Origin of the sequence: Dongia rigui (genome assembly GCF_034044635.1) — a bacterium.
GTDB classification, from domain to species: Bacteria; Pseudomonadota; Alphaproteobacteria; order Dongiales; family Dongiaceae; genus Dongia; species Dongia rigui.
This window is the reverse complement of the sequence record NZ_JAXCLX010000003.1, coordinates 707264-723821: the sequence shown is the minus strand read 5'-3', so window position 1 is coordinate 723821 and position 16558 is coordinate 707264. Positions and strand designations below refer to the sequence as shown.

At 63.1% G+C, this 16558-nt stretch carries 19 protein-coding genes; 2 read left to right on the top strand and 17 right to left on the bottom strand.

Annotated features, from left to right (window positions below; all coding sequences use genetic code 11):
• Positions 1–474 precede the first annotated feature (474 nt).
• Complete coding sequence (gene hydA / locus SMD31_RS18865) at positions 475–1935, top strand: dihydropyrimidinase (protein ID WP_320502479.1); 1461 nt, start codon at positions 475–477, stop codon at positions 1933–1935.
• A 117-nt stretch (positions 1936–2052) separates the two neighbouring features.
• Here hydA and SMD31_RS18860 read toward each other — a convergent pair whose 3' ends face one another.
• From SMD31_RS18860 to SMD31_RS18840, 5 genes are all read right to left on the bottom strand, one after another.
• A complete protein-coding gene (locus SMD31_RS18860; RefSeq protein ID WP_320502478.1) occupies positions 2053–2547 on the bottom strand; it encodes an SRPBCC family protein in 495 nt (164 codons plus the stop codon).
• Between the two features lie 82 nt (positions 2548–2629).
• Positions 2630–2932 (bottom strand): hypothetical protein, encoded by a 303-nt coding sequence (locus SMD31_RS18855; protein ID WP_320502477.1) that lies wholly within the window; start codon positions 2930–2932, stop codon positions 2630–2632.
• 161 nt (positions 2933–3093) lie between these two features.
• Complete coding sequence (locus SMD31_RS18850) at positions 3094–3975, bottom strand: AraC family transcriptional regulator (protein WP_320502476.1); 882 nt, start codon at positions 3973–3975, stop codon at positions 3094–3096.
• An 86-nt stretch (positions 3976–4061) separates the two neighbouring features.
• Positions 4062–4496 (bottom strand): hypothetical protein, encoded by a 435-nt coding sequence (locus SMD31_RS18845; RefSeq protein ID WP_320502475.1) that lies wholly within the window; start codon positions 4494–4496, stop codon positions 4062–4064.
• Complete coding sequence (locus SMD31_RS18840) at positions 4493–5449, bottom strand: DMT family transporter (RefSeq protein WP_320502474.1); 957 nt, start codon at positions 5447–5449, stop codon at positions 4493–4495. Before SMD31_RS18840 ends, SMD31_RS18845 begins: the two co-directional genes overlap by 4 nt.
• Positions 5450–5559: 110 nt before the next feature.
• Between SMD31_RS18840 and SMD31_RS18835 the strand changes: the two genes are divergently transcribed.
• A complete protein-coding gene (locus SMD31_RS18835; RefSeq protein ID WP_320502473.1) occupies positions 5560–6837 on the top strand; it encodes an MFS transporter in 1278 nt (425 codons plus the stop codon).
• Here the strand turns inward: SMD31_RS18835 and SMD31_RS18830 are convergent.
• The 12 genes from SMD31_RS18830 to SMD31_RS18775 all read right to left on the bottom strand — a co-directional run bounded on the left by SMD31_RS18830 (position 6801) and on the right by SMD31_RS18775 (position 16280).
• A complete protein-coding gene (locus SMD31_RS18830) occupies positions 6801–7175 on the bottom strand; it encodes a hypothetical protein (RefSeq protein WP_320502472.1) in 375 nt (124 codons plus the stop codon). The two genes, SMD31_RS18835 and SMD31_RS18830, sit on opposite strands and share 37 nt — an antisense overlap.
• Before the next feature lie 5 nt (positions 7176–7180).
• Complete coding sequence (locus SMD31_RS18825) at positions 7181–7543, bottom strand: hypothetical protein (protein WP_320502471.1); 363 nt, start codon at positions 7541–7543, stop codon at positions 7181–7183.
• Between the two features lie 107 nt (positions 7544–7650).
• The gene (locus SMD31_RS18820) at positions 7651–8172 is read right to left on the bottom strand and encodes a tetratricopeptide repeat protein (protein ID WP_320502470.1); all 522 of its coding nucleotides are present in this window, start codon (positions 8170–8172) and stop codon (positions 7651–7653) included.
• A 157-nt stretch (positions 8173–8329) separates the two neighbouring features.
• The gene (locus tag SMD31_RS18815) at positions 8330–8893 is read right to left on the bottom strand and encodes an NAD(P)H oxidoreductase (protein ID WP_320502469.1); all 564 of its coding nucleotides are present in this window, start codon (positions 8891–8893) and stop codon (positions 8330–8332) included.
• Between the two features lie 15 nt (positions 8894–8908).
• A complete protein-coding gene (locus SMD31_RS18810) occupies positions 8909–9586 on the bottom strand; it encodes a TetR/AcrR family transcriptional regulator (RefSeq protein WP_320502468.1) in 678 nt (225 codons plus the stop codon).
• 228 nt (positions 9587–9814) lie between these two features.
• Positions 9815–11014, bottom strand: a complete 1200-nt coding sequence (locus SMD31_RS18805; protein WP_320502467.1) for an AGE family epimerase/isomerase — start codon at positions 11012–11014, stop codon at positions 9815–9817.
• A gap of 13 nt (positions 11015–11027) precedes the next feature.
• Positions 11028–12014, bottom strand: a complete 987-nt coding sequence (locus tag SMD31_RS18800; protein WP_320502466.1) for a LacI family DNA-binding transcriptional regulator — start codon at positions 12012–12014, stop codon at positions 11028–11030.
• On the bottom strand, positions 12011–12982 hold the full coding sequence (locus SMD31_RS18795) for an aldose epimerase family protein (RefSeq protein ID WP_320502465.1): 972 nt from the start codon (positions 12980–12982) through the stop codon (positions 12011–12013). The genes SMD31_RS18800 and SMD31_RS18795 overlap by 4 nt, the downstream gene beginning before the upstream one ends.
• Positions 12982–13758: an ATP-binding cassette domain-containing protein gene (locus SMD31_RS18790; protein WP_320502464.1), complete on the bottom strand. Its 777-nt coding sequence runs from the start codon at positions 13756–13758 to the stop codon at positions 12982–12984. Before SMD31_RS18790 ends, SMD31_RS18795 begins: the two co-directional genes overlap by 1 nt.
• The gene (locus SMD31_RS18785; protein ID WP_320502463.1) at positions 13755–14741 is read right to left on the bottom strand and encodes an ABC transporter permease subunit; all 987 of its coding nucleotides are present in this window, start codon (positions 14739–14741) and stop codon (positions 13755–13757) included. Before SMD31_RS18785 ends, SMD31_RS18790 begins: the two co-directional genes overlap by 4 nt.
• Positions 14742–14930: 189 nt before the next feature.
• Positions 14931–15923, bottom strand: coding sequence for an ABC transporter substrate-binding protein (locus tag SMD31_RS18780; protein ID WP_320502462.1), 993 nt, complete (start codon positions 15921–15923; stop codon positions 14931–14933).
• A 147-nt stretch (positions 15924–16070) separates the two neighbouring features.
• The gene (locus tag SMD31_RS18775; protein ID WP_320502461.1) at positions 16071–16280 is read right to left on the bottom strand and encodes a DUF1127 domain-containing protein; all 210 of its coding nucleotides are present in this window, start codon (positions 16278–16280) and stop codon (positions 16071–16073) included.
• Between the last annotated feature and the right edge of the window lie 278 nt (positions 16281–16558).

Below are 16558 nucleotides of genomic sequence, written 5' to 3'. Positions count from 1 at the left end.
GGATGAAACGCCGACCATAGCTGCCCGAGCGATGACAGATGAGCGATGACAAATGAGCGATGAGATGAGCGGATGGAGGGGAGAGAGGCGAGACTGAAACCGGCCCCCCTCCCCGACCCTCCCCCTCAAGGGGGGAGGGGGTTTAGACTGAGCAGTGACGACCACCTCGCTTTAGTCCTCTCCCCCCTTGAGGGGGAGAGTTAGAGAGGGGGGGCCGACATGCGTCGGCGGCGTAGGGGGCGCCAAGTGACGGGTGATCAAGTGACGGGTGATGGGGCAATCGCGCCCACGCGGCACTTTTCACCGTGGCCGCTTTCCGCTACCATCCTTGACCGAATGATCAAAAAAGAACGCCGCGCGATGCGGGGCTCGTTTGCCAGCAGCGACGCGGTGCCATAGCCACGAGCCTTTTGGTCTCGCCCGCCTCACCTGCGGCACCCCAAGAGGTTCCTTTGAGCCAAGGGAGTGCGCGCGATGTCGTTGTTGATCCGTGGTGGGACTGTCGTCAATGCCGATGGCGAGACCCGCGCCGATGTCTATTGCGAGAATGGGAAGATCAAGGCGGTGGGGCCAAATCTCGAGGCGCCGTCGAATGCGCGCGTCGTCGATGCCGGCGGCCAATATGTGATGCCGGGCGGCATCGACCCGCACACCCACATGCAGCTGCCCTTCATGGGCACGGTGGCCTCGGAGGATTTCTTCACCGGCACCGCGGCGGGTCTTGCCGGTGGTACCACGATGATCATCGATTTCGTCATCCCGGCCCCGCAGACCTCGCTCCTTTCCGCTTACGATCAATGGCGCGAGTGGGCCGAGAAATCCTGCGCCGATTATTCCTTCCATGTCGCCGTCACCTGGTGGTCCGACAAGGTCCGCGAGGAGATGGGAATCCTCACGCGCGAGAAGGGCGTCAATTCGTTCAAGCATTTCATGGCCTATAAGAACGCCATCATGGTGCCGGATGAGAACCTCGTGCTCTCCTTCGCGCGCTGCCTTGAGCTTGGCGCCATCCCGACCGTCCATGCCGAGAATGGCGAGCTGGTCTATCACCTCCAGGCCGAGATCTTGAAAAAGGGCATCACCGGTCCCGAAGGCCATCCGCTCTCGCGCCCACCTGAAGTCGAAGGCGAAGCCGCGAACCGCGCCATCCGTGTGGCGCAGGTCATCGGCAACCCGCTCTACATCGTCCACAACTCGTGCAAGGAGGCCGTCGAGGCGATCACGCGCGCCCGAAACGAAGGCCAGCGCGTCTATGGCGAGGTGCTGGCGGGTCACTTGCTCATTGATGACAGCGTCTATCGCCATCCCGATTTCGCGGTGGCGGCGGCCCATGTCATGAGCCCGCCCTTCCGCCCGAAGGAGAACCAGGAAGTGCTGTGGCGCGCGCTGCAATCGGGCAATCTCCACACCACCGCCACCGATCATTGCTGCTTCTGTGCCGATCAGAAGGCCGCGGGCAAGAACGACTTCACCAAGATTCCCAACGGCACCGGCGGCATCGAAGACCGCATGTCGGTGCTGTGGCATCATGGTGTCGGCACTGGGCGCCTCACACCGTCCGAATTCGTCCGCGTCACCTCGACGGCGGCGGCACAGATCTTCAACATCTATCCGAGGAAGGGCTCGGTCAGCGTCGGCGCCGATGCCGATATCGTCGTCTGGGATCCGAAGGCGACGCGCACCATCTCCGCGAAGACGCACCATCAAAAGGTGGACTACAACATCTTCGAAGGCATGAGCGTCACCGGCAACACCTCGGTCACCATCAGCCAGGGCAAGGTCGTCTATGAAAAAGGCGAGCTGCAGGTGGAGCGCGGCGCCGGCCGCTATATCGACCGCCCGACCTTCCCCGCGATCTTCGACGCCGTCAAAAAGGTCAACGACATCCGCGCCCCCAAAGGCGTCGTCCGCAAGCAGGAAAAGGCGGCGGAGTAGGAAGTACCCCTCACCCCAACCCCTCTCCCCGCAAGCGGGGCGAGGGGCTTAAGGCAAAACTCGGTGAAAACTCCCTCGCCCCACGAAGTGGGGAGAGGGCTGGGGTGAGGGGCTCTATCAGCACACCGTGTAGAACGGAAACGGCGGCTTCTTTTTGGCGACAGCCGTCTCAACCGGCTTGTTCCAATTGGCGGCAAAGGCCAGGAACCGGCGGGTCTGGCGCGCGGCACCGGCCGCGTAATCGGCATTGAGCGTACGGTCCCAGAAGCTCGCGAGCGGCCCGCGGATCTCGACGGTTGATCGCACCAGCGTGCCCCTGGGCGTCGGGATGAAGGAATGCTCGGTGCGCATGCGTGCCAGCGGCAGATAGGCCACATCGATGAAGCGATAGGGCTCCACCATGGTCTCGACCTTCAGCTTCACGGCCCGCAACGTCGCCTCAGGCCGCCCGCGGGGCACGAGGGCGAATTCAGACCCCTCATTGGCTGGGCCTTCCAGGATGATGGCCTCGATACCGTCATCCCATTGCGGCCAGGCGGCCACATCGGTAAAGGCCCGGTAGAGCTGCTCGGCCGGCAGGCTTGTCACGGTTTCGTAAGAATAGCGGCGCATGAGGTCCTCCTCCGGTATCTGGAGGAGGACCATAACCTTGGGGAGTGTCAGATTCTGTCAGCAGCGTGGCAGTGCAAGGCCCTTACTGCGGACGGGGGCCGTTGCCGACGCAATGGGTCGGGCTATTGGCATCGAACGAGCACGAAACGCCGAGACCGTTATCCTTCTCGCAATTGACAATCCGGCCGCCATTGCCCGAAGAACCACCATCGCTGACGGTGCCGCCGATCATCTGGCAGTTGGAGACGAACTGACCGGCGGTGAGTTTGGGGTTCTTTGTATCGACCATCGGGCCGACGGTCTCGGCGAAACTCACCTGCGGGCCGAAAGCGGCGACGGCGAAGATGGCGGCGGCAAAGCTGGTCTTGCGAAACTGGGTGGTCATGGCACTTCTCCGAAGATACCGACCCCGCCAGGCTTAGACCCCATCGGTCAAGCCCGGGATCGCGTGTCGTGAAGAAGCATGGGATCGCTTGCGGCCGCGCACCAGTGATGCGGGTCACAAGATCGGACTGGCATGCCGTCGCTCACGGCTTCGTGTGACGCTCAGCGCGCAACCAGCGGCAAATTAATCTCGGTCAGCCAATCTTCGGGCGGCAAGTCACGCGGGTTGTTGAGGTATTCTTCGAAAACCGGCCGGTCCGCCGGCACCTCGCCGCTCCCTGGCAGCCATTGGCCGAACAGCCAGGCATAGGCGTGATGCAGCTCCGCATAGGGCCCCCTGTGGCGCAGCACTGCGTGCCGCCCGCCGGCGAGATCGATGAGGCGCGGAGCATCGGCGTCATCGGGCGGCGTCACGTCGGCGGCGATGCTGATGCAGGCATCCGAGCGCCAGTCCGCCAGCGGCACGCTCGCGGTGTCGCTGTAATAGATGCCGATGCCGCGGGTGGTCGGCCCCATCAGCCCGCGGGGGGCCGCCCAGGTGAACAGGCGCTCAAAAACGGGGCCGATCTCCAGATAATTGCCCTGATGGCGGAAGGCCGCGAGGCGCACGGGCTGGCTGTCGCGGATGGTGACGTTGAACATGGCATGCTCCGGGGTGACGTTGCGGGATGCCGGAAGTGCATCCGAATAATCCATCACCAGGAAGCCGCGTTGCCGATAGGTGGCGGGCGGCGTGCCATAGGCCGCTTGAAAAGCGCGGGTGAAGGCGGCGACGCTGCCGTAACCCGCTTGCTTCGCGATCATGCGCACCGGCGTTTCCGATCCGATGAGCTGACCGGCGGCGCGGTGCAGGCGCAAGCGGCGCAAGCTTTCCGCCGCCGTCTCGCCGGTCATGCCGGCATAGATGCGGTGGAAATGAAAGGGCGAGAGATGCGCCACCTCGGCGAGGCTTGCCAGATCGAGATCCGCATCGAGATGCTCACCCATATGCCGGATGACCCGCTGGATGCGGCGGCTGTAATCAAGGCTGGTGTTGGCTTTCATGACGAACCTCCGACACGGCGGAGACTGCCTGACCTCGCTTTGATCGCGCTTGCGAAGTTTGGGCGCGGCGTCACCAATCGCCCACCTTACCAATCAATCGGCACGCCGCGCTCGCGCCAGGCGCTGTCCTCGGTATGGGCAAGGATGCCGATGATGGCGGGGGCTCCCGCCGCGCGGCCCTTGCCGTCGAGGCGCAGGGTATAGGTGGTGTGGAAGTCGACGATATGTCCGCCCTGCTTGTTGATCAGCGCCCAGTCGACATGCGCCTGGCCGAAGGTCGGCGACAGTTTCTGGAACTCGAACTTGGCGATCTCGGCACGGGCGAAATCGACCTTGTCGTAAAAGGCGACGAAGCCGGTCATGTCGGCCAGCATTTCGGCGCGGTCGCGGAACACATAGCCGGTATCCTCGGAAAGGATCTGCACCGGAAAAGCATAATGATCGCAAATGCCCGCCGCATCCTGGGCGGTAAAGGCACGGGCGTAACCGTCGAAGAACTGGCGGATGTCGGAGGCGGTCATGATCTCGTTTCTGTTGTGTGTTGCAGGACGCGAATGGACAGCCAGATACCAAGGATAGAGAGAGCGAACCCGCTCAACTCGATCACGCTCGGCCGCCGTCCCTCGGCCAGGAAAACGTAGAGCACGCCGAAGATGGTTTCAAATACGATCAGCTGCCCGGCCAATGTCACCGGCAATCTGGTCGACGCCATGTTGAACAAGGCGGCGGCCCCCCAGGAAGCACCCAGGCCCAGCACGGTGCTCCAGAAGGCGACGGCAAAGACCTCGCCGGTCGCAAAGAGATGCGGGATCGATTGCGCGCCATTGCCGAAGACGAGGTGCAGGGGAAAGAGCGCCAAGGTCAGGCCCAGGGTCGTCACACCGATGGCGCTGGCCCAGGCGCTGGCACTGACATCGCGCCGGCGCTTGAGGAAGGCGCTATTGGCGACGGCATACCAGGTCCACATGATGACGGGTGCCACCAGGCAGAGGATGCCGAAGCCAGAGGCATGGGCGCCGCCAGCTTCAAGACCGCGCGCCAGATTGACCAGCATCAAGCCGATGAAGACGGCGAGGAGCGGCAGCGCCAGCTTGCGCCACGGCAACGCCCCCTCGCGCCAATTGCCGGCAAGTGCCACGGTGACGGGGAGGAGGCCGATGATCGGCACCGCCAGCCCCGCCCCGGCAAGGCGAATGCCCAGCACCAGCAGCGCGTAGTAAAGCAGATTGCCGAAGAAGGCGAAGGCCGCGGCAAGTCCCCAATCGCGCATCGACAACGTCACACGCCCGAAGCGCCACAGCAGGAAGACCGAGCAGATGCCATAGGCGAAATAGCGCCCGAACGTGATATCCAGCGACGACGCCCCCGGCACCATCAACGGCACAATGAACGCCAACGCCCACAGCGCCGTGGTGGCGATCATGGCGAGAAGCGGTGCCGGGGCTACGCGGATCGGATAGGCGCTGTTGGTCATGGAGCCATCTTAGAACGATCATCGATCCACGCCATGGTAACGGCCGCCATCTTGATTTTCTACCACTGGTACGCCAGAAAGGCGGCCCTTCTGCAACTGGGCAAAAATGCATGAATCAGGTATCCGATCATCATAACGGCGGTACACGGCGATCCTGGCTGATTGATCTGACGCCCCTGCGTGTCTCTGCCGCCTATCGACGCTTGTGGTGGGGACAGCTCCTTTCCGGCATCGGCTCGTCGATGACGGCGGTCGTCGTCTCAGTCCAGGTCTATCAGCTGACCGAGTCGTCATTCGCCGTCGGCATGGTGGGATTTTGCGCGCTCACGCCGCTCCTCGCTGTCGGCCTGCTGGGTGGGGCTATCATCGACAGCGTCGACCGGCGACGCCTCGCTTTTCTCACCGGCCTGATATTGGTTGCGGTCTCCTTGGGCTTTGTGGCGCAGGCTGTGATCGCGCCAACCCAGCTTTGGCTGCTCTATGCACTGATCGTCGTGCAGAACGCCTTCTTCGCGCTGGAGAGTCCGACCCTGCGCGCCATCGTACCAGCGTTGATGGCGACGGATAAGCTCGCGGCGGCAGCAGCGCTGTCGATGTTCTCGTTCCAGATCAGCATCCTGCTTGGTCCGATCCTTGCTGGCTTCGTCATTGATCGGCTCGGGCTTGGAGTGGCCTATCTGATTGACGCCATCACCTTCGCCATCGCAGCCTATGCCGCGTGGCGCCTGCCACATCTGCCCAGCGCGACGGATGGTACGCAACCAAGCTTTGCCGGGGTGATCGACGGCATCAGATTCCTCAAATCGAAAAGCCTGCTTCTCATGCCACTGCTGCTCGACATCAACGGCATGCTGTTCGGCATGCCGCGCGCCCTCTTTCCCGCACTCGCGGCGACGCATTTCACAGGGGGCGCCGCATCGGTGGGCCTGCTCTATGCCGCTCCCGCCATGGGCGGCATCATCGGTGCGTTCGTCTCTGGTCCACTCACGCGGTCACGACGACATGGGTTGGCGCTGCTCATTGCCACGGTCATCTGGGGCCTTGCCAGTGCCCTGTTCGCGGTGAGCGACATCTTGTGGATTGGCATATTTTTCTTGGCTTTGGCCGGCGCCGCTGACATGGCGACCGGCGTCTTTCGGGCGACGATCCTGCAGACGCAGGCGCCGGGCGCTCTGATGGGCCGCATCAGCGCTGCGGCCTTTGTCGTCGGTGTCGGCGGGCCGTGGTTGGGCGACATCGAATCTGGCATCGCCGCTGAACTGACGACCCCCGTTTTCGCTGCCGTCTTGGGCGGCATCGCCTGCGTTGTCGGCGTGGTCATGCTACATTTCTGGCGCCCGGATTTCGCCCGTTACGATGCGTCGATGGCCGCGCGGGCACAGGGGTAGATTTCGACAAGCCCCTCCTTGCCGAGTGTTCCGAGGCTCTCCGCTTTGCGCTCGGGACGGGCGCGGATCCAGTCCATTAACGCATACGTGACGCCGAGATCGTCACGATCGTTGAGCGGGCAGGAAGAGTCGAGCTTACCGGACAGCTGGATATATTCGCGCATCGCACCGATCATCGTGACGCAGAGTGCGCGGTCGGCACCGCTATCGGCAAAGCAGGTGGCGCCGGTGATGGTCTGCGCCTGGGCGTCGTCGACGCTGCCGAGACACAGGGCAATCGCGGCGGCAAGGAGGCTATGTCGGAACGGAATTGACCCGGATGCTCCGTCACTGTGCATGTCGCTCACTCCGTATCGATCGGATCAGCGGGCGGGGTTTCGGGGATGAGGCTGCGTTGGGTGCAGGGATCGATCACCAGCAGTGCTTCGCGGGCGAGGTTGGCAAGGTCTTCGCCCTGCCGTTCAGGATGCGATCTGATCCAATCGATGACACCGTCGGTGACGCGCATGTCATCCGGATTGGCGCGGGTGCAGGCGGGGTCGGTGCTGTTCTCATCGGTCATCATCACGCGCACGGCGCCGATCAGGGCGATGCAGGCGGCGTGGTCATCCGGCACCGTAGAAAGGCAGGCTGTGCCGGTATAGGCGAAGGCCGGGAGGGCGGCGAGGGCCAGCAGAGAAGCGGCGAACGCAAGCCGCCGCATCATCGCCGCGCCATGGCGATGATGAGCGTCGCGGTCGGCCCGGGGATGATCGCCATCACGGCGCTGGTGAGAACGAAGGCGGCGTAGAGATCGAGCGACATGAGTCTCTCTCAACAATGCTCGGGTTGAGCGCGGGGTAACTCCGTCGCCTTCTGGCGCCAGCATTCACCCTTCTGCGGGTCACGCGGCGCGCCGAGCCCCTTCTCATACATCAAGCCAAGAAGATGAGTCGACCAGCCGCGCATGCCGCTCTCCGCTGCCGCCAGCAGAAACGGGAAGGCCGCTTCATACCGACCCTGGTCGGCATAATAGAGCCCAAGATCGCTTTGCGCGGTCACGCAACCGCCTTTCGCTGCCTGAGTATAGAGGTCAATCGCTCGGTCCGTGTCTTTGGCAACGCCGGAGCCATGGAGATAACGGTTCGCCAAGAGATATTGCGCCTCAACGTTACCATCGGCCGCAGGCTTCTGCAGGAGCTTAGCTGCGTCTTCAAAGCGCTGCTCGGCAATGGCGTTATACGTTTCGTCATCCAGAGTCATGTCGACGACACAGGGCGGATATCCCAGCGCAACATGCGGCAGAAATAGGCTGAGGGCGAGAATTGCCAAGTTGAGATAGAGCCGACTGCGCATTGGTTATCCTTCTCACGCCGAGAGCTACAGGCTGTCGGCAGTTGATCCCCGGGTCAAGCCCGGGGATGACGGAGGTTTGTGTCGGTAAGTGTTTTCGGTTGCGGCCCCCCTCCCGGCCTCCCCCCTGAAGGTGGGAGGGGTGGGTGGGGGCTTGGTCTTAGAACCCGCGCCCCAGTTCCTCCGCGCGCTTCAGCAGATCGGCGCGATGGTCGGCGCTTTGCATGACGTCGTAGAAGAATTCGAGGCGCGCATCGGGGATGCCACAGTAATGCATGATGCCGGTGACGAGCTGCACGCGCATCGCCTCGTCGTAGTGGCGCTTGAGATAGCCGGCTTCGTCGCCCGAGGCGGTGCCGATGAGGAGCGCCTTGGCGTGCGGCAGCTTCTTGTCGCCATAGGCCCAGCCATTGTTCCAGACGCGGTCGATCCAGCCCTTGGTCGTTGCCGGAAAGGACCACCACCAGATGGGGAAGATGAAAGCCAGCGCCTCGTTGCGGCTGATGCGTTCCTGTTCCTGGAGGACCACGTCGCTGTAGCGCTTGCTGCCGTCATCCCAATCCGGTTCGTCGGCTGGGGGCAGGCGCGGATCGAATCCCTCGGCGCGGAGATCGGCGATCTCCGGCACATGGCCAGCGGCCTTGAGGCCCGCCGTGAAACGATCGAGCACGCCGCCGCAAAAGGAGTCCCGCCGCGGGTGATCGAAGACGACCAGAACCTTCATCGGGCGGCGCCCCTTTCAAGCATCTAGTGCCTTGAGGCCGCAGCCCTTGAGGATGATGTGGGTGATCTGCTTTGCGGCGAGCTGATAGTCGCTGTCGATGAGTTCGCGTCGGCCGAGGACCGCCGCGATCTGGGTGGCGAAATCGGCATAGGTCTGCGTCGTCGACCAGATCATGAAGAAAAGATGCTTGGGGTCGATCTGGTCGATCTTCCCGCGCCCGATCCATTCCTCGATGATCGCCGATTTGCGCTCGACCCAGTCTTTCAAATCCTGGCGCATGAAGCGGTCGAAGCGCGGCGCCCCGTGCAGAACTTCATTGGCAAAGACGCGTGACGCGATCGGCCGGTCGCGGGCGAGGTCGATCTTCTGCCCGATGTAATGGGCGAGCGCCACGGCCGGATCGGCCTCGGGCTGGATCTCCTGCGCGGTGTTCAGCCACAACTCGATGATGTCGCGTAGCACGAACTGATAGAGGTCGTTCTTGGTCTTGAAATAGTAATGGAGGTTGGCCTTAGGCAAGCCCGCGCGCTTGGCGATGAGGCTGGTCGAGGCGCCTTCGAAGCCCATCTCGGCGAAGACTTCTTCCGCCGCCTTGCGGATGCTGGCCTCGATCCGGGCCCGGCTGCGCGCGCGGACGCCCAGGGTGCTCTCATCCAGATCGGTCTGGGATTCATCCCCACCCGCGCCGCTCATTTTACATTCCCCCCGTCTCTTCCCCGTTCTCGCTAGTAAAACCGGATCGGGCGCAGCGCTCAACCGGATTGTTTGACCGGGGGGAAAAGGGATCGGTCAGGAATTTGGGGAAAGTGAGGGATTTCAGGGAGATAGTTTGGTGAGAGTCATCGCTTCCGGCCCCCCACCCATCCCTCCCACCTTCAGGGGGGAGGTAGGAGGGGGGCGGGGGCGAAGACTCTCGACCTTCTAGATGACCCCCAGCACCTCATAGGCCGCACCCATGGTGTGGTAGTCGACCTTCCCCGCCGGGCTTTTCTCGTCGGAGTACTTCTTGTTGTCGTGCGTCAGGATGCGGTACCAGGCGCCGTGGTCGTGGTCGACGAAATGGCGCCAAGCGTAGTCCCAGATGCGGTCGTACCAGCACCAATAGGTCTCATTGCCGAGACGTTGCGCCAGACAGGCGGCGGCGGCGAAGCTTTCGGCCTGGACCCAGAAGTATTTATCCGAATCGCAGATCTCATCCTCCGGCCCGAAGCCGTAGAAGATGCCGCCGTTCTGCTTGTCCCAGGCCTTGGCGAGCGCCAGGTCGAAGAGTTCCTTGGCGCGCGGCGCCAACCAGTCGCGCTTGCGATGGCGCTCCAGGGTGAGGAGGAGCTTGGCCCATTCGGTCAAGTGTCCCGGCTGATAGCCCCAGGGACGGAAGATGTTGGTCTTGTCTTGTTTATTGTATTCCCAATCGACCGACCAATCTTCGTGGTAATGCTCCCACATCATGCCATTGGCGAGCGCCGCCTGGCGCCGGGTGATGTTCTCGGCCAGGAGTTCGGCGCGGTCGAGATAGCGCGTTTCCTTCGTTGCGTCATAGGCGGCCAGCATCGCCTCGCAGGCATGCATGTTGGCGTTCTGCCCGCGATAGGGATAGGTCTGCGACCAATCCGGCGTTGCCTCATCGGCATAGAGGCCGTGTTGCGGTTCGAAGAAGCGGCGCTCCATCAGATCGAATGTCTCGGCGAGATGCGGCCGCGCTGATTCTTCGCCTGCCATGACGGCATGAGCGTAAGCCAGCAGCACGAAGGCGAGACCGTAGCAATGATTGGTGCCGTCGAGCACGGTCTTCTGGCCGTTCTCCCATTTGAGGGTCCAGGCATAGCCGCCGGTCGCCGGGCCGCGATGGGCATCGCGCAGGAAGGTAAGCGCATGGCGCAGCCCGTCGCGGTATTTGTCATGCCCGAAATGGCGGCAGGCCATGCCGTAATTGAAGACGAGGCGGGTCGAGCTCACCAGATGGCGCGTGGTGGCGTCATAAACCGTGCCGTCGTCTTTCAGGAAATGATAGAAGCCGCCGGTGGGGTCGATGCTGCGCGGGTGATAAAAGGCCAGCGTCTTCTGGATATGATCGATGAGAAACTGGCGGTCCCGGAAATTGGGTGTGGGGAGATCAGGCACGGGATAACCTCGTTCAGGCGGAAATGCGTTGCTGGGCGACAGTGCTGTCGCGGATGACGAGTTCGACGGGCAGCGTACGATCGCCGCCGCCATGCAGCACCAGATCGACGCCGACACGGCCCAGCTCCTCCTTGTCGATGCGCAAGGTGGTGAGCGGGGGGTGGGCGAGGGCAGCCTGGGAAATATCGTCAAAGCCGACCACGGCGATGTCGCGCGGGATGCTGAGCCCCGCCTCGATGATGGCGCGCATGGCATTGAGTGCCGCGCTGTCGTTGAAGGCGAAGACGGCATCTGGCGGCCGGTCGAGGGCGAGCAGCTGCTGCATGGCGATATAGGCGCCGGGTTCGACATCCATGCCGGGCGGCACCATCGCCTCGAGATGCGGATCGGCGAGGATGCCGGAATCAAAGAGCGCCTGCCGGTGGCCGCGGAAACGCTCGCGGATCGAATAATGTGCGAGCGACCCGGAAAGGAAGGCGATGCGCTTCCGCCCCGCGCGAATGAGATGCTGGGTCGCGAGATAGCCGCCGCGCTGATTGTCCGGATTGACCGACAGCAATCCGTCGGCGAGGTGATCGATGAGAGCGACGGGCTTGCCCGTGTCGCGGAAGACATTGAGGAGTTCCGGCTCGAAGAAACCAGCGCAGAGCAGGGCGTCAGGGTCGTGGAGGCGCAGCTGGTCGGCGACCGGATCGGTGGGGCCGACGGAGAGGAAGGAGGGCACGATGCCCTCGGTGCGGCAGGCTTCCTCGACGCCGTGCAGCACGGCCGAGAAGAAGGGCGTGTTGGCCAGCGTGTTGTGCTGGCGGTGCAGCAGGAAAGCGAGCTTGCGCAGTTTGCGCCGCTGCAGCTTGCCTGAGTCATACCCCAAGCGTTCGGCGACACTGCGGACATGGCGGCGCGTCTCTTCGGCCAAGCCGGGCTGGTTCTTCAAGGCACGCGACACGGTGCCGATGGAAACACCGGCTTCGCGGGCAATGTCGCGCACGGTCACCGTCATCTGGCACTCAGGCGGTAATCGATGCGCAGCGGCTGGTCCTTCTTAAGGGCGAGGCCCTGGCGCTGGACAAAGGGATGGCCTTCCGGCGGGGCGGCGACGCGGCCAAGGTCGAAGGCGCCGTTCACCGGCTCGACCCCCAGCGCGTAGTTGCGGCTGTTCCAGGGAAAGGCCGCGCGGCCGGCATTGCTGACCCACAGCATGACGTCGGGCAATTTCTGCTGATCCCAGGACAAGCTGACCTCCACCTGTTCGCTCCTGTAATAAAGCGAAAAAGGCGGCTGGCAAGCCTCCAGCTGCAGCAATTCCTCGGTCTTGATGGGGAGGGGCAGATGGCGAAGGTCGAGCGTGCCGTCGCCTGCCGGCAGGGATGAAAGGTCGGGCGCAATGCCGCCCGGCGTCAGCCGCGAGACGCCGGGTTCAGCCGGCACGGGATAAGCCACGGCACGGGCGAATGGACCGGGGCGGAGATCGATGCCGTCCGGCGGTACGCGGAAGGTCGGGTGAAGGGCCACCGGCACGACGGCGTTCGCGCGCGGGAAGATGGTGAGGGAGATGTCGAGGGCCGCCGCCTCGGGGTCAGCGCTGATCTGGCGTTCGAGGCGCCGAATGGGTGAGGCTGCCGGATAGTCGAGGCCGATGCGGATCAAATCCTTGTCGGCGGTGATCAGCGACCAGGGTTGGTTGGCGCTGTAGCCATGCTCCCAATCGTCACCGGGATCGCGGCGTGTCCAGTTCTGCAACCCTTCCGGAAAATCGGTGCGGCCGAAGGGGACGCAAGGCAGCTCGCCTTTGAGATCGCGCAGGAGCGGGGGCAGGTCGCGGGTTGCCGGGTCGTTCAGCCAGGGTGCCAGATACATCGGCTGCACGGTGCGGCCATGCCCTAAGCGAAAGGTGACGGGGCCGAGCAGGCCGCCTTGCGCGGTGAGCTCGGCCGAGCCGTGCGGCCAGTCGAGGCGCCAACGCGTCATTACCTCGTCGCCGTCTTGGTGGCGGCGTATGCGTCGCCGACCATGAGGCGCACGATTTCGTCGCCATCGGTTTCGCGCGTCAGGCGTTCGCCGGCCAGTTCGCCGCGGCGCAGGACCATGATGCGGTCGGCGACGCCGAAGATGTCGTGGAGATTGTGCGAGATGAGGATGACGGCGACACCCTCGGCCTTGAGGCCCTGAATGAGTTCCATCACCTTGCGCTGTTCGGGGACACCCAAGGCCGCCGTGGGTTCGTCCATGATGAGCACGCGTGCATCCCAATAGATGGCGCGGCCGATGGCAATCGCCTGGCGCTGGCCGCCGGAAAGCGTGCGCACAGGCCCGGTCAGTTTCTTTTCCGGAATGACGATGTCGAGCCGGTCGAGCACGTCCTTTGCGACTTTGCGCATATGCGCGCGGTTGATCACGTTGACGCCGAAGCGGCGATGCATCGGCTCACGGCCTAAGAAGATGTTGGAGCCGACATCGAGATTGTCGGCCAAGGCGAGGTCCTGGTAGATCGTCTCGATGCCCTTGGTGCGGGCATCCTGCGGATCGCGCATGCTGAGCGGCTGGCCTTCGAAGAACAGTTCGCCTTCATGGGGATGATAGACGCCGGAGATGACCTTGATGAGGGTCGACTTGCCGGCACCGTTGTCACCGGCCAGGGCCAGCACCTCGCCAGGGGCGACGTGCAGCGAGACGTTCTTCAGGGCCTCGACACCGCCGAAGCGGATCGAGACGTTCCGGGCTTCAAGGATCGGTGTCGTCATCATGCCCCCCGCAGCAGCCGGTCTTTGTATTGGTCGATGAGGACCGAGAGGATGATGACGACGCCGACGGCGATGAACTGCCAGAAGGCATCGATATCGATGAAGATGAGGCCGAACTGGATGACGGCGATGATGAGGGCGCCGATGAGCGTGCCCACCACATTGCCGGTGCCGCCAAAGAGCGAGGCGCCGCCGATGACGACGGCGGCGATGGAATCGAGGAGCATCGATTCACCGGCATTGGCAGCACCTGCCGCATAGCGCGCGGTGTAGACAATGCCGCCGACACCGGCAAAGAGCGCGGAGAGGATATAGATCTTGATGAGATGCCGCTTCACATCGATGCCGGCGCGTGCGGCCGATTGCAGATTGCCGCCGATGGCATAGGTGTATTGGCCGAATTTGGTCTGCGACAGCACGAAGTGCAGCATGAGCAGGAGGATGCCGGTGACGATGACCGGCATCCAGCCGGTGCCGAGCCATTCCAGCAGCGGGTTGTCGATCGAGATGGTCATGCCGGACCCGGCGGAGAGGAAACCGGCACCGCGTGCCACACCATACATGCCGAGTGTGCCGATGAAGGCGGGAACGCCGAGACGCGCGACCAGCGTGCCGGAGATCCAGCCGGAGACGGCGCAGACGAGGAGGGTCACGATGATGCCGATGAGGAGCGCTATTTCGGTATTGCCGCTCAACAGCGTGATTTGTGCGACGACCACGGCGGCCAACCCCATGACGAAGCCGACGGAGAGATCGATGCCGCTGGTGATGATGACGAAGGTCTGGCCCAGGGCCAGCAACAGCGGCGCCGAAGCCGCCAGCAGGATGGCCTGGATGTTGTAGCTGCTGAACAGAAAGGTGCGCCCGACCTCGATCTGCGCCCAGGCCTCGAAGAAGACGATGAGGGCGAGGAGGAAGAGCCAGGGCCACAGCTTGGTCAGCAGCGCCAGGCGGCCGAGTTTGTCGTCGACGGTGTGATCGGTCACGGGGCGGTCCTTATGCGATGGGCAAGTGAGACGGGCGGTCAGCCTTACTCCCTCCTTGTCATCCCCCGCGGAGGCGGGGGGTCCACGAGTTTCGCGCCATACGCCGAGACGTTGCCAGCAAACTCGTGGATGGTCCGCCTTCGCGGACCATGACAAGGAGGAACAGACTGACCGCCCGCCCGATCTACGTCAGTTCGAATAGATGTACTGGCGGACGTCTTCCTGGTCGATGTTCGACTTGTCCATGACGACGAAGCCGGTGCCTTGCCAGGTGGGGATGGTCTTGCCCTTGATGAGGTCGGACGCGAATTTGACGCCGACATAGCCCATCTCGGCCGGTTTCTGGGCGATGGCGACATCGACCAGGCCGGATTTCAAGCTGGCATCGATGCCGGGGACGGCGTCGAAGACGACGACCTTCACCTGGCCCGTCTTGCCGGCCTTCTTGACGCCTTCCGAGGCACCCATGCCGGAGAAGGTGTTGGCGCCGAAGATGCCGTCGAGATTGGGTTCGCGCGCCAGCACCGCCGCCACATGGGCCGCAGCCTTGTTGGCATCGTCCTCGTTATACTGCGTCTTCAATATCTTGATGTTCGGGAACTTCTTCATCTCCTCCTCGAAACCCTGCATGCGCTGGTCGGTCGAGGAAATGCCCGGCTTGTTGTTCTCGCAATAGACCGCACCCTTCTCGCCGACCGCCTTGGCAAGGGCCCGTGCCGCGATGCGGCCGCCCTCGGTGTTGTCGGAAGCGACGTAAGAGAGCGGGAAATCGGCCTTGCCGGAACCCGTCTGGTATTTGCCTTCACCGATATAGGTGTCGACGGTGATGACCTTGATGCCGGCATCGGCCGCCTCTTTGAGCGGCTGGATGAGCTGGTCCTTGTCGACCGGCGAAATGAGCAGCACGTCGGGCTTCTTGGCGATGATGGCTTTCAGGATCGGCACCTGCTCGGTGACGTTCCAGGCCTTGGGGATCTGGAACAGCAGCTCGATGCCTTCTTCCTCCGCCGCCTTGTCGGCGCCGCGCTTCATGGTGAAGTAGAAAGGATCGACCACACCGGGCAGCAGGGCCACGACGGGCTTCCCCGCAGCGCGGGCGATGCCCAGAGGCAAGGTGCTCATCGCACCGATGGCGGACAGGCCGGCAGCGCTATGCAGCAGGCGGCGACGCGTAAACATCATGCATTCTCCCCATGTTTATTAAACAGGAATGGTCCCAGTACTGGTCGCTCTTGATGGCAACCATGCTTGAATACTGGGACGGTCCTGTTCCAAAGGTCAATTGGAGAGAATAAACGGAAAGCAGTTTAGTAATCTGACTAAACAGGCTTATTGAAAGCGATCGCGTCCATGCTGCACAGCGTGATCGATCTCGGCACGGCTGATGCCGATGTCGCGCAGCTGGTGATCGGAGAGATGCGACAGCTCGATAACAGCGCGACGCTCTTCACGCATGCGCTTGAGTTGGGCGCCGAGGGCGATGAGGAAGGCGTGCAAGCGGCCGGTGCGGCGGCGGGCGAAGAGATAGGTCGTCAACATGGGGTACTCCGTTCAAAGCGTGATGCAACGGAGATAGGCGCTTTGCTGCGATGCGGCTGTGAGGAGCTTCACAGGTTGCGTGAGTAGAAACTGTACCTGCCGCGGTTAATTCCTTTCCAATCGGTCAAGAATAATTGACCATGCGGACAGAATGTGTTTCCATGGGTCCCAACAGGTAGCCAGATCGCCACCGAGTTCAACATCGCGCCCCATCATTCAAAGGGAGGCGCCGGGGCGGTCCGGTATTGAGTGTCTTTCATGACGTCAACCGGGAGAAC

Excerpts from the sequence above, each read along its gene's own strand:
- hydA (WP_320502479.1), top strand. The coding sequence starts at position 475 with ATGTCGTTGTTGATCCGTGGTGGGACTGTCGTCAATGCCGATGGCGAG.
- SMD31_RS18860 (WP_320502478.1), bottom strand. The coding sequence starts at position 2,547 with ATGCGCCGCTATTCTTACGAAACCGTGACAAGCCTGCCGGCCGAGCAG.
- SMD31_RS18855 (WP_320502477.1), bottom strand. The coding sequence starts at position 2,932 with ATGACCACCCAGTTTCGCAAGACCAGCTTTGCCGCCGCCATCTTCGCC.
- SMD31_RS18850 (WP_320502476.1), bottom strand. The coding sequence starts at position 3,975 with ATGAAAGCCAACACCAGCCTTGATTACAGCCGCCGCATCCAGCGGGTC.
- SMD31_RS18845 (WP_320502475.1), bottom strand. The coding sequence starts at position 4,496 with ATGACCGCCTCCGACATCCGCCAGTTCTTCGACGGTTACGCCCGTGCC.
- SMD31_RS18840 (WP_320502474.1), bottom strand. The coding sequence starts at position 5,449 with ATGACCAACAGCGCCTATCCGATCCGCGTAGCCCCGGCACCGCTTCTC.
- SMD31_RS18835 (WP_320502473.1), top strand. The coding sequence starts at position 5,560 with ATGAATCAGGTATCCGATCATCATAACGGCGGTACACGGCGATCCTGG.
- SMD31_RS18830 (WP_320502472.1), bottom strand. The coding sequence starts at position 7,175 with ATGCACAGTGACGGAGCATCCGGGTCAATTCCGTTCCGACATAGCCTC.
- SMD31_RS18825 (WP_320502471.1), bottom strand. The coding sequence starts at position 7,543 with ATGATGCGGCGGCTTGCGTTCGCCGCTTCTCTGCTGGCCCTCGCCGCC.
- SMD31_RS18820 (WP_320502470.1), bottom strand. The coding sequence starts at position 8,172 with ATGCGCAGTCGGCTCTATCTCAACTTGGCAATTCTCGCCCTCAGCCTA.
- SMD31_RS18815 (WP_320502469.1), bottom strand. The coding sequence starts at position 8,893 with ATGAAGGTTCTGGTCGTCTTCGATCACCCGCGGCGGGACTCCTTTTGC.
- SMD31_RS18810 (WP_320502468.1), bottom strand. The coding sequence starts at position 9,586 with ATGAGCGGCGCGGGTGGGGATGAATCCCAGACCGATCTGGATGAGAGC.
- SMD31_RS18800 (WP_320502466.1), bottom strand. The coding sequence starts at position 12,014 with ATGACGGTGACCGTGCGCGACATTGCCCGCGAAGCCGGTGTTTCCATC.
- SMD31_RS18795 (WP_320502465.1), bottom strand. The coding sequence starts at position 12,982 with ATGACGCGTTGGCGCCTCGACTGGCCGCACGGCTCGGCCGAGCTCACC.
- SMD31_RS18790 (WP_320502464.1), bottom strand. The coding sequence starts at position 13,758 with ATGATGACGACACCGATCCTTGAAGCCCGGAACGTCTCGATCCGCTTC.
- SMD31_RS18780 (WP_320502462.1), bottom strand. The coding sequence starts at position 15,923 with ATGATGTTTACGCGTCGCCGCCTGCTGCATAGCGCTGCCGGCCTGTCC.
- SMD31_RS18775 (WP_320502461.1), bottom strand. The coding sequence starts at position 16,280 with ATGTTGACGACCTATCTCTTCGCCCGCCGCCGCACCGGCCGCTTGCAC.